General features: G+C 62.9%; 9 protein-coding genes. 5 read left to right on the top strand and 4 right to left on the bottom strand.

Annotated features, from left to right (window positions below; translation table 11 throughout):
* The first annotated feature begins 6 nt into the window (after positions 1 to 6).
* Together HX801_RS19470 and HX801_RS19465 are read left to right on the top strand one after the other, a co-directional pair.
* Positions 7 to 321: an isochorismate lyase gene (locus tag HX801_RS19470; protein WP_003218417.1), complete on the top strand. Its 315-nt coding sequence runs from the start codon at positions 7 to 9 to the stop codon at positions 319 to 321.
* Complete coding sequence (locus HX801_RS19465) at positions 314 to 1723, top strand: isochorismate synthase (protein ID WP_003218416.1); 1410 nt, start codon at positions 314 to 316, stop codon at positions 1721 to 1723. The genes HX801_RS19470 and HX801_RS19465 overlap by 8 nt, the downstream gene beginning before the upstream one ends.
* 47 nt (positions 1724 to 1770) lie before the next feature.
* Here the strand turns inward: HX801_RS19465 and efeO (HX801_RS19460) are convergent, their stop codons facing one another.
* The 4 genes from efeO (HX801_RS19460) to efeU are packed head-to-tail and all read right to left on the bottom strand — an operon-like array spanning position 1771 to position 6000.
* The gene (gene efeO / locus HX801_RS19460) at positions 1771 to 2589 is read right to left on the bottom strand and encodes an iron uptake system protein EfeO (RefSeq protein WP_003218415.1); all 819 of its coding nucleotides are present in this window, start codon (positions 2587 to 2589) and stop codon (positions 1771 to 1773) included.
* A gap of 27 nt (positions 2590 to 2616) precedes the next feature.
* Positions 2617 to 3924 (bottom strand): iron uptake transporter deferrochelatase/peroxidase subunit, encoded by a 1308-nt coding sequence (gene efeB / locus HX801_RS19455; RefSeq protein ID WP_008436218.1) that lies wholly within the window; start codon positions 3922 to 3924, stop codon positions 2617 to 2619.
* A gap of 14 nt (positions 3925 to 3938) precedes the next feature.
* A complete protein-coding gene (efeO, locus tag HX801_RS19450) occupies positions 3939 to 5141 on the bottom strand; it encodes an iron uptake system protein EfeO (RefSeq protein WP_102604984.1) in 1203 nt (400 codons plus the stop codon).
* Between the two features lie 10 nt (positions 5142 to 5151).
* Entirely contained in the window at positions 5152 to 6000 is an 849-nt protein-coding gene (efeU, locus tag HX801_RS19445) for an iron uptake transporter permease EfeU (RefSeq protein ID WP_003218412.1), read from the bottom strand.
* A 168-nt stretch (positions 6001 to 6168) separates the two neighbouring features.
* Between efeU and HX801_RS19440 the strand changes: the two genes are divergently transcribed.
* From HX801_RS19440 to HX801_RS19430, 3 genes are all read left to right on the top strand, one after another.
* Positions 6169 to 7191: an AraC family transcriptional regulator gene (locus tag HX801_RS19440; RefSeq protein ID WP_102369145.1), complete on the top strand. Its 1023-nt coding sequence runs from the start codon at positions 6169 to 6171 to the stop codon at positions 7189 to 7191.
* A gap of 189 nt (positions 7192 to 7380) precedes the next feature.
* Complete coding sequence (locus HX801_RS19435; RefSeq protein WP_008436222.1) at positions 7381 to 8811, top strand: glutamate decarboxylase; 1431 nt, start codon at positions 7381 to 7383, stop codon at positions 8809 to 8811.
* A gap of 69 nt (positions 8812 to 8880) precedes the next feature.
* Positions 8881 to 10581 (top strand): transporter, encoded by a 1701-nt coding sequence (locus HX801_RS19430; RefSeq protein WP_177022539.1) that lies wholly within the window; start codon positions 8881 to 8883, stop codon positions 10579 to 10581.
* Positions 10582 to 10698 lie beyond the last annotated feature (117 nt).

Raw genomic sequence — 10698 nt, 5'->3', positions numbered from 1 at the left:
AATCCTATGAAAACACCTGAGCAGTGCAGCGGGCTGGAAGACGTCCGCCTGGGTATCGACACGTTGGACGAACAGATCATCCGCGCTCTCGGCCAGCGGTTGGCCTATGTGAAAGCTGCGGCGCAGTTCAAGCCTGACGAAGCCAGCATCGCCGCCCCCGAGCGGGTGGCCGCCATGCTGCCCCATCGCCGCCGCTGGGCCGAGCGCGAAGGGTTGGACCCGATGTTCGTGGTCCCGCTGTTTGCGCAGATCATCCAATGGAATATCGACCAGCAAGTGCGCCACTGGCGCCAGCAGCATCAAGGAGCGGAGCATGAGTGAACGTCTGCCGGGATTGCTTCAGGCGCTGACCGAGGGCGAACGCCTGGCGCGCGAGAAGGGCGGCGCAGTGCTGGTGGTGTTCAGCCTGGCCTCGGAGCGCCTGGACCCGCTGCGGTTATTTGCCGCCAACCGCCAGGTACTCGGGCAAAGCCTGTTCTGGTCAAGTGACCGGGGCGCACTGGCCATGGCCGGCTTTGGTTGTACCGAGGAAATCAGCCCCGGGGCCGATGACCGCTTCAACGCCAGTGCCCTGGCGTGGCAGGCGTTGCTCAGCCAGGCCCATCAGGTGGGGCCGCGCCAGCCGTTGCTGTGTGGCGGCTTTGCGTTTGACCCGAAGGGCCCACGCTCGCTCAAATGGCAGTCATTCGCCGCCACCTCCCTGGTGCTGCCGCGCATCCTGCTGCTGCGGGAAGCCGAGCAACATCATGTGATCTTCAGCCAGTGGCTGGAGCCCGGGGCGGACGCGGTGCGTTGCGCCCAGAGCCTGGAAACCCAGTGGACGTTGCTTCTGTCCCGCTACGCCAGTGCGCCACGCCAGGAGATTCCCCTCGGCACACCGAGCGACGAAAACACCATCAGCGCGCAGCAATGGCAAGACACCGTGGCGACGGCCGTGCAGCGCATCAACGCCGGCGACCTGCGCAAGGTGGTGCTGGCCCGCGAAGTGCGGTTGACCACCTCACGGACGATCCCCTGTGGCCCGCTGCTGGAAAACCTCAAGGCGGCCTATCCCCAGGCGTACCTGTTTGCGTTCAGCCGTGGTGACAGCTGCTTTCTCGGCGCAACGCCGGAGCGGCTGGTGCGGGTGACTCGTGGCACGCTGAACACGGTGGCGTTGGCCGGTACTTGCCCGCGTGGTCGTCACGAGCAGCACGATGCCGAACTTGGCCAGGCCTTGATGGACAGCCCCAAGGACCGCCACGAACACACCCTGGTGGTTCAAACCCTGCGCGAAGCATTGCAGCCCTATTGCGCGATGCTCGACATTGCCAGCCAGCCGCAGTTGCACCGGCTGGCCAACGTGCAGCACCTGTTGACGCCGGTGATGGGCCGCTTGCATCCCCAGGTGCAATTGCTGCAACTGGTGCAGGCCCTGCACCCGACGCCGGCGGTGGGTGGCTTGCCGCGACGTGAGGCGATGGCCTATATCCGAGAGCACGAGCAGCTCGACCGTGGCTGGTACGCAGCGCCAGTGGGCTGGATGAATGCGCAGGGTGATGGTGAATTTGCCGTGGCGTTGCGCTCGGCGTTGATCAGAGGCTGTGAGGCGCACCTGTTCGCCGGCTGCGGCATTGTCGCCGAGTCGGATCCCGGGAGTGAGTACGAGGAAACGTGCTTGAAGCTGCGGACTATCCGCGATGCCTTGCGGCCTTCGGACGGAGTGCAGGTGGCGTCAGCCTGAGGAAGGCTCTCGCCCGGCAGGCCGGGCGAGAGCATGCAGCGTCTGGATCAGTTCAAGCCAAGCTTGCCACGCAGTGTGGACAGGTCTTCCGCCAGGGTATTGACCGGGCCAACCAGGGCTTTGCGGTCGGCTTCCTTGACCTTGTCGTAGGTCTCGAAACCGCCATCCTTGGTTTTGTACTTGGCCAGGATCTTGTCCACGGTGGCGAAGTTCTTGTCGACTTTGGCAACGAAGGCCTTGTCTTGCTTCTCGATCTGCGGACGGAACAGGTCGACGATTTTCTTCGCGCCGTCGATGTTGCCCTGGAAGTCATACAGGTCGGTGTGGCTGTAGCGGTCTTCTTCACCGGAGATCTTGGTCGCGGCGACTTCTTCCAGCAGAGCAGCAGCACCACCCACGACTTTTTCCGGCGGGAAGGTCAGGCCGTCCACGCGGGTTTTCAGGTCCAGTACGTCGCTGTTGAGCTTGTCCGCCAGGGCGTCGAGGCCTTTGGTGGTGTTCTCGGAGAACAGGCTGTACTCGATGCGGTGGAAGCCGGTGAAGTCTTCGGCTTTCACGCCTTTCTCGTGGTCGTCCACGCGGGAGTCGATGGAGGCGTCGAGGTCGCTGAACAGTTCGGCGATCGGCTCGATCGACTCATAGTGCACGCGGGTTGGCGCGTACAGCTTCTTGGCGGTCGCCAGGTCGCCTTTTTTCACGGCGTCGGTGAACGCCTGGGTCTGGGTGACCAGCTCGCCGATTTCTTCGGTGACATAGATCTTGTAGTCTGACACCGGCCCTACCAGGTCCAGCGGCGCGGTGGCGGCGAAGGCGGCCAGCGGCGAAAGGCTCATTAACAACGACAATGCGAGAGACGACTTCTTCATGGGACGATTTCCGCTCTGGGGTTTGTTTTAGGTTTTGGCAGTGGTTTGTGGATGTGTCGCATCAAGCAGCGTGCGCCCGATGAAATCCTGGGCCCCGGTGACGCCTGGCAAGGTGAAGAAGTAACCGCCGCCAACCGGCTTCAGGTATTCCTCCAGAGGCTCGCCGTTGAGCCGGGTTTGCACGCTGATAAAGCCTTTCTCCAGGTCAGCCTGGTAGCAGATGAACAACAGCCCCATGTCCAGCTGACCGTTTTTGTTGACGCCGTTGGAGTAGTTGAACGGCCGGCGCAGGATCAGGTTGGCCTGGGTCTGTGCAGTACGCGGGTTGGCCAGGCGGATGTGGGCATCGAGCTTGGTCAACTTGCCTTCCGGGTCCTTGCTGTAGTCCGGGACCTGGGTTTCTTTCTGGCCATCCATGGGCGCGCCACTGGTCTTGATCCGGCCAATGATGCTTTCTTGCTCTTGCAGCGGGGTGCGGTCCCAGCGTTCGACGAAGTTGCGGATGATCCGCACCGCCTGGTAGCTGCCGTTGGCGGCCCAGGCCGGTTCGTCGCTGCCTGGCTGGACCCACACAATCTGATCCATCGCCTTGTTGTCGTTGGAGTTCGGGTTGGCCGAACCGTCGCGAAAACCGAGGAAGTTGCGCGCGCTTTGCGCCGGCTCGCCGGGGCGGGCAGGGGCCTGGGGCGGCACGCTGCCTTCCTGCTTCCAGCGCACCAGCAGCAGGTCCGGCAGGTTTTTCACGATATCGCGCAGGGCGTGGATATTGGTGTCCGGGGTGTTGGAGCTGAACTGCAGGCTCAGGTCGCCGTGGCACTGCGCCGGTTCCAGTGCATCGTTGGGGAAACCGACCATGCGGATCAGGCGCTTGGGCTTGGCCGCGGCCAGGCCGAAGCGTTCGTCGAACAGCGACTCGCCCACCGATACGGTGATGGTCAGGTTGTCCGGTGTCACCACCGGGCCGAGGATGCCGGAGTCGGTGGGGGGCAGTTTCGGGTCGACTTGCACCACGGTGCCGCCGGTCATCAGGAATGCGATGCGCTCGTTCAGGGTGCGGAACAGCCGCTCCAGGTCCTCGCGGTCGCTGGCCAACACGTCGAATGCCACCAACATGCCGCAGGCCGGGCGCGGAGTGACGATGCCGGTCTGGTGCTTGCCATGGAAATCGTGGTGGTCCTGGGTCTTTTCACTGCTTGGCGCGGTGGTCACCTGTGCCGCCGCGTTGGCAGCCATTGCAGGGCAGCTCAGGCTGCTGCCGGCAATGGCCGCGCCAGTGGCGGCCATACCCAGCAATACACGACGACGCTGGGCGGAAAATTGTTCTGAATCACTCATGTCTACGGTCGTCTTCACTTCAGGCCGGAAAGGCCAAGGGCGGGGTCGATTCCATCGAGTGCAACGGCCAGAGCCTTGGCCTTGTCGGCGATCTGCTTGCGCTGATCGGCGGTAACGCTGTCATACGAGGCGTAGCGGCCATCGACTTTCAAACCGTTGAGTTCGGCATCGAGGGCGTTGATCGCGCTGTCGATCCCCGGCAGCAATTGCGCGGCAGATTTGGTCAGCAGCGGGCGCATCAGGTCGACCACTTTGCGGGCGGCGTCCAGGTTGGCGGCGAAGCCGTTGAGGTCGGTATGGCTGTAGCGTTCTTCCTCACCGCTGGCGGCACGTACGTCGGCCAGGCTGTTGAGGTTGCGCACCACGATGCTCACCAGTTGCTCCGGCGGCAGCGACTGGGCCAGCAGCTGTTGCTTGAGGCTGGTGACGTCGGTGACCAGGCGCTGGGCAATCGGCGCCAGGCCGTCGAGATTGCGTTGCTGGAACAGGCCGTATTCGAGACGGTGGAAGCCGCTGAAGGCCGGGTCCTGCTCGCGCTTTTCAAAGTAGTCGGCGCGGGCGTTGATCGCGTTGTCCAGTTCCGCCAGGCGTTGCGAGGCCGGGGCCAGGCGCTGGTAAGCCTCGCGGGCCGGTACGTAAAGCGCCTGGGCCTGGGCGAGGTCGCCGGCTTCGATGGCTTGGTCCAGCGCGGTAACGGCCTTGACCAGGGCGCTACCCTGGCTGCTCAGGTACACGCGGAACTCCGACAGCGGGCCGATAAACGCGACCATCGACGGCTTGGCCTTGGCTTGGGCGTCAGACTCGGCAGTCGGTGTCACCTTCAAGGTGCCACGCGGGTTGCTCAGCAGGCCGCAGGTGATCTGGTAGTCGCCGGGCAGCAGGTTGGCGTTGATCACTTGGCTCAGGCCGGGGGCGATGTTTTCGCGCTCTTCGACCACCAGCACGCCGTCGAGGATTTCCCATTCCACGGCACGGTCCGAGCGGTTGATGATGCGGAAGCTGGCGCGTCCGGCCGGTACCGTCAGCGCATTCGGCTCGCAGCTGTGGGCGTGGATGGTGACGGCGATTTCATTGTGGTTGGCCTGGCGCTTGGAGGCGGCCAGTTGCGAGGCGTAGTAGAACAGGCCACCGGCGGCGATCATCACGACCACCGAGCCGCCCACCGCCCAGCGCAAGGCGCGGGAGGGCGGAGCCGGTTGAGGGGTTTGGTTGGACAAGAGGCGGTCCTTACTGGCTGGAAACGGAAGAGGTTGTGCGGGTAGCCGGCTTGCTCGGCGGCGCCGGCAGGAAGAACATCACCAGGGCCACCACCAGGTAAATCAGGTAGGCACCGAGGGTGCTGATGGTCGGGGCGTCCTGATAGCCGAACATGCCGGCCAGCACCGAGCCCAGCGGGCCATCCATCGGCAGCGTCGCGCTGAAATCGAACAGTACGGTTTGCAGGTGGTTCCATACCCCGGCTTCGTGCAGGGCTTGTACCGAGTTGGCGAGGATGCCGGCGGCCACCACCAGGATGAACAGGCCGGTCCAGCGGAAGAACGCACCGAGGTTCAGGCGCATGCTGCCGGTGTAGATCAGGAAGCCGACGATGATCGCCAGGATCAGGCCGAGCAGGGCGCCAATCGGCGCGCCCGGACCTTCGCTTTGCTGGAACACGGCCAGCAGGAAGAACACGGTTTCCAGGCCTTCACGGGCCACGGCGAAAAACACCATGGCGATCAGCGCGGTGACCTGGTGTTTGGAGCCGGCCAGGGCATGATCGAGGGATTCATGCAGGGAATGCTTGATGGAGCGCGCGACCTTGCGCATCCAGAACACCATGGAGCTGAGAATGCCCACGGCCACCAGGCCGACGATGCCTTCGAACAGTTCCTGTTGTTTCTGCGGGAATTCGGCACTCACCAGTTCCAGGCCACCGCCGACCAGCAGCGCGAGGGCCGCTGCCAGAAATACGCCGATCCACACTGCGGGCATGTACTGGCCACGGCCAGTTTGCTTGAGATAGCTGGCAATAATGCCAACGATCAAGGCGGCTTCTATGCCTTCGCGCAGCATGATTAAAAAGGGAACAAGCATTCGGCACCGAATCGTCACTAGATAGGATGCTAAGTTGTAACATAATGATACTCATTACTAAACAGGGAATATTGACCTTTACTGAACCTTGACTGAACGGTGGTGGCAAACCGCATCCGACACTAGAATGCGCGGCATCGTCCCAGCCACCGGATTGCGCCATTCCCCATGTCGGAAAAAGACACGATTTCCATCCAACTGGTCCGCGAAGCCCTGTTGCAGAGCTGTGCGCCGGGTGCGGCGACCGATGAAGTGTTGACCAAGGTCGGGATTGATCCAGCACTGCTGGGCCAGCCAACCGCACGCGTCCCGGCAACCGCTTACGCACGCTTATGGCGCTTGCTGGCACGGCGAATGGACGATGAATTCTTTGGCATGGACCCGCGCAAGCTCAAATCCGGCAGCCTGGAGTTCCTCTGCCGGGCCTCCATGGCACAACCGAGCCTGGCCACTGCGCTGGAAACCGGCCTGGGGTTCCTGTCGCTGATGCTCGAGCGCATGCCGGCGCAACTGGTGCGCCAGCAGAGCCTCGCGGAAATCGTACTGTTGGAGCCGGAGCCCGCACCCAGGCGCGCCTTCACCTATTTCGCCTACTGGATGATCGTCCACGGCGTCGCCTGCTGGCTGGCGGGGCGCCGGATCCCGATCCTGGCGATTGAACTGCGTTGCCCGCAGCCGGACTTCTGCGACGACTACCAGGTGATGTTTTCCGACAACCTGCGCTTTGACCGGCCGCGTACCCGGATGATCTTTTCCGCCGACTGCCTCGACCTGCCGATCAAGCGCAGCCCGGAGGAGCTCAAGCGCTTCCTGGCCCATGCGCCCGCCAACATCCTGGTCAAATACCGCGACCCGGACAGCCTTGCCACCCGCATCAAGACCGACCTGCGGCACATGCCCGCCGACACCTGGCCGGAAACCGAAGGCCTGGCCGCATCCCTGTGCATTTCGGCCTCGACCCTGCGCCGGCGCCTGGCGGAAGAAGGGCAGACCTACCAGGGCCTCAAGGACAGCGTGCGCAAGGAGTTGGCGATCGTCTGGCTGGCCGATTCCGACATCAGCTTTGCCGAGATCGCCACCCGCCTGGGGTTTGCCGATGCCAGCTCGTTCTACAAGGCGTTTCGCAAGTGGTCGGGCTCCAACCCCGGGCACTATCGCAGCCTGATATTGAACGAAGCACTGAGCCAGTAGGTCACTGCCAGGCACCCCCGGCACGTCTGCCTGCTTATCCACGCCTTTAATGATCTGGGTCACGTTCCTGCGCCGCCGTGCGTGTGATATTCGGCGCCACCGCTCCATCGTTCGTTTCCTGACGCAGCCTGATCGGCATTTGTCGCGATCAACGTCTACGCCATTTCCCTCATTCAAGAGCAGGATTTCATGGCACTTCACAGAACCGTAGAGACCCAGGACCAAGCCATCGAAGACGTCTATTCGAGTGGCTCCGCCCAGCACAAACTGCCCAAATACCGCCTCCCGGACCACTCGACCACGCCGTCGGCCGCCTACAACCTGGTGCGCGACGAACTGCTGCTGGACGGCAATTCCCGGCAAAACCTGGCGACCTTCTGCACCACTTGGGTCGAGCCCGAAGTGCAGCAGTTGATGGCCGATGCCCTCGACAAAAACATGATCGACAAGGATGAGTACCCGCAGACGGCCGAGATCGAAAACCGTTGCGTGCACATCATTGCCGACCTGTGGCACGCGCCGAAGTCGTGGCAAACCGTGGGTTGCTCCACCACCGGTTCCAGCGAGGCGGCGATGCTTGGCGGCCTGGCACTGAAGTGGAGCTGGAAGAAACGCCGGGAAGCGGCGGGGCTGCCCACCGACAAACCGAATTTCGTGTGCGGCCCGGTGCAGATCTGCTGGAAGAAATTCGCCCGTTATTTCGATGTGGAAATTCGCGAAGTGCCGTTGCGCGGTGACGCATTGGGCCTGCGCCCGGCCGACCTGCGGGAATATTGCGACGAAAACACCATCGGTGTCGTCGCGACCCTGGGCGTGACCTTCACCGGGATCTACGAACCGGTCGCAGCCCTGGCGGCCGAGCTGGACTCGATGCAACGTGACCTCGGCCTGGATATCCCGATCCATGTCGACGCGGCGAGCGGCGGGTTTATCGCCCCGTTCATCCAGCAAGAGCTGCAATGGGATTTTGTGATCGAGCGCGTCAAGTCGATCAACGCTTCCGGCCACAAGTACGGCCTGGCGCCGCTGGGCGTCGGCTGGGTTATCTGGCGCTCCACCGAAGACCTGCCGGAAGAGTTGATCTTCTACGTCGACTACCTGGGCGGCAACATGGCGACCTTTGCCCTGAACTTCAGCCGGCCCGGCGGTGAAATCATTGCCCAGTACTACAACTTCCTGCGGCTGGGGCGCGACGGCTACACGCGGATTCAACAAGCGTGCTCCGACACGGCGCAATGGCTGGCCTCGGAAATCACCAAGTTTGCCCCGCTGGAACTGGTGTACGACGGCAAGGATGGGCTGCCGGCGGTCTGCTACAAGCTCAAGGACGGCGTCGACCACGGCTTCAGCCTCTACGACCTGTCGGAGCGCGTGCGCATGCGCGGCTGGCAGATCGCGTCATACCCGTTGCCGTCCGATCGGCAGAACGTCGTGGTACAGCGCATCCTCGTACGGCATGGCGTGAGCCGTGACCTGGTGGCGTTGCTGCTGGAAGACCTGCGCAAGGCCGTTGCCCACCTGCAGAAAAACCCGGTGGAGCATTCCGACGCGGGCCCCAGCTTCAGCCATGGCGCCATCGCCGACCCGGTCATCCCGGCCGACACCCCGAACCTCGACTGAACGCACTGAACACCCGCCGGGCCTCGAGGCCCGGTGCCTTTAGCGTTGCATCGCCAGGTACGAATCATCGTGACTGCCTTCTTTACTTTCCTGCATGACAACCCCTACATCCTGCTGTTCCTGGTGGTTGGCCTGTCCGTCTGGGTCGGGCGCGGCACCATCAAGGGTTATGGCCTGGGCGCGGTGGCCGGGGCCATCGTGATCGGCTGCGCGATTGCGACGTGGGCGTCGTACTACGGCGTACATTTCGAACTCGATAACTTTACCAAGAGCCTGTTTTATTACCTGTTCATGTACGGCGTCGGGCTGCGGGTCGGGCCTTCGTTCATCAACAGTCTCAAGGGTGATGGCCTGAAATTCACCTTCCTGGCGATCCTGTCCTCGTTCCTCGGGCTGGGTATCGTGGTGCTCGGCGTTCGGCTGTTATCCCTGCCGGTGGGCGCGGCGGGCGGGATTCTTGCCGGTTCGCAAACCATGTCGGCGGCGATTGGCTCCGCCGAACAGGCGATTACCTCGGGCGTGGTGCCGCTGCCACCGGGCACCACGGCGGCGGCGGCCACCGCGATGATCGCGCTGTCTTACGGCATCACCTATATCTGGGGCACGGTCGGCATCATCCTGATCTGCAAATACCTGCCGCGCTGGTGGGGTGTGGATGCGCGCAAGGCGGCCAAGGCATTCGAGGTGGAGCACGGTGTGCCGAACGTCGACGATGCCGGGCTCAGTGGGTATCGGCCGTTTGACCTGCGGGCCTATCGCCTGGTGAACCCGGAGCTGGTGGGGCAGAGCATCGCGCAGTTTCGCCAGCGCTTTGCGTTGTACCAGATCGAGAACGTCGAGCGTGGTGAAGAGTTGCTGGGGGCTGATCCGACGCTGGTGTTGCAGCTGGGCGATGTGGTCGCCCTGGGCGGCAGCCTGGATGCGCTGACCGATCACATGGGCCTGATCGGGCCGGAAGTACCTGATGCCCGAGCGTTGAATATACCGCTGGATGAGGCGGTGATTCTGGTGACTCACAAGGATGCCGTGGGCAGGGCGCTCAAGGAATTCAGCCAGTCGCCGATTGCCGGTCAGGTGCAGTTGGTGGGGATTGAGCGAGGTGGAGCGCCGATTCCGGTGGGGCTGGAAACGCGGTTGCAGCGCCTGGATGTGATGCACTTGATTGGCTTGCGCAGTGCCATCGACAAGGCCACGGCGTTGCTGGGCAAGGCGGGGCGGGCGAGTACGGCGACGGATTTGCTGACGCTGTCGCTGGGTATGGTGCTGGGGTTGTTGATCGGGCTGATTCAGGTGCCGGCGTTCGGTGCGGCGGTGGGGCTGGGCAATGCGGGCGGGTTGCTGGTGTCGGGGATTATCGTCTCGTCGCTGGTGTCGCGGGTGCGGTTTTTCGGCAATACACCGAATGCGGCGCGCAACATTCTCGAGGACATGGGGTTGATATTCTTTGTCGCGATTGTGGGGGTGAATGCGGGGGCTAACCTGGTTTCGCAGATTAGCGCGATCATTGCGTTGAAGATCTTTTTGCTTGGGTTCGTGGCTTGTACGATTCCACCGTTTATTGTTTGGGCTGTGGGTTTTCATGTGTTCAAGATCAACCCGGCGATTCTCATGGGCGGTGTTGCGGGGGCGCGGAGTCACTCGGGGCCGGCGCGGGAGGCGGCCAAGGAAATTGATAGTACGGTGCCGTGGATTGGGTTTCCGGTGGCGTATGCGGTGTCGGGGATTTTGCTCACGGTGTTTGGGTATTTTGCCATGGTGCTGGCGCGGTAGCTGTATTGGGTACATATCCGTTGCTGCGGTAACGGCCACTTATGGTTCCGCTCTTACAGCGGGTCACTTTTGGCAAACGCCCGGAATGCCGGCCTAGCCAAAAGTAACCAAAAGGTC

The sequence above is a fragment of the Pseudomonas sp. G1002 genome (assembly GCF_013385455.1).
Taxonomy (GTDB): Bacteria; Pseudomonadota; Gammaproteobacteria; order Pseudomonadales; family Pseudomonadaceae; genus Aquipseudomonas.
This window is presented reverse-complemented; position numbering and strand designations above follow the sequence as displayed.

Excerpts from the sequence above, each read along its gene's own strand:
- HX801_RS19465 (WP_003218416.1), top strand. The coding sequence starts at position 314 with ATGAGTGAACGTCTGCCGGGATTGCTTCAGGCGCTGACCGAGGGCGAA.
- HX801_RS19470 (WP_003218417.1), top strand. The coding sequence starts at position 7 with ATGAAAACACCTGAGCAGTGCAGCGGGCTGGAAGACGTCCGCCTGGGT.
- HX801_RS19440 (WP_102369145.1), top strand. The coding sequence starts at position 6,169 with ATGTCGGAAAAAGACACGATTTCCATCCAACTGGTCCGCGAAGCCCTG.
- HX801_RS19435 (WP_008436222.1), top strand. The coding sequence starts at position 7,381 with ATGGCACTTCACAGAACCGTAGAGACCCAGGACCAAGCCATCGAAGAC.
- efeO (WP_003218415.1), bottom strand. The coding sequence starts at position 2,589 with ATGAAGAAGTCGTCTCTCGCATTGTCGTTGTTAATGAGCCTTTCGCCG.
- efeB (WP_008436218.1), bottom strand. The coding sequence starts at position 3,924 with ATGAGTGATTCAGAACAATTTTCCGCCCAGCGTCGTCGTGTATTGCTG.
- efeU (WP_003218412.1), bottom strand. The coding sequence starts at position 6,000 with ATGCTTGTTCCCTTTTTAATCATGCTGCGCGAAGGCATAGAAGCCGCC.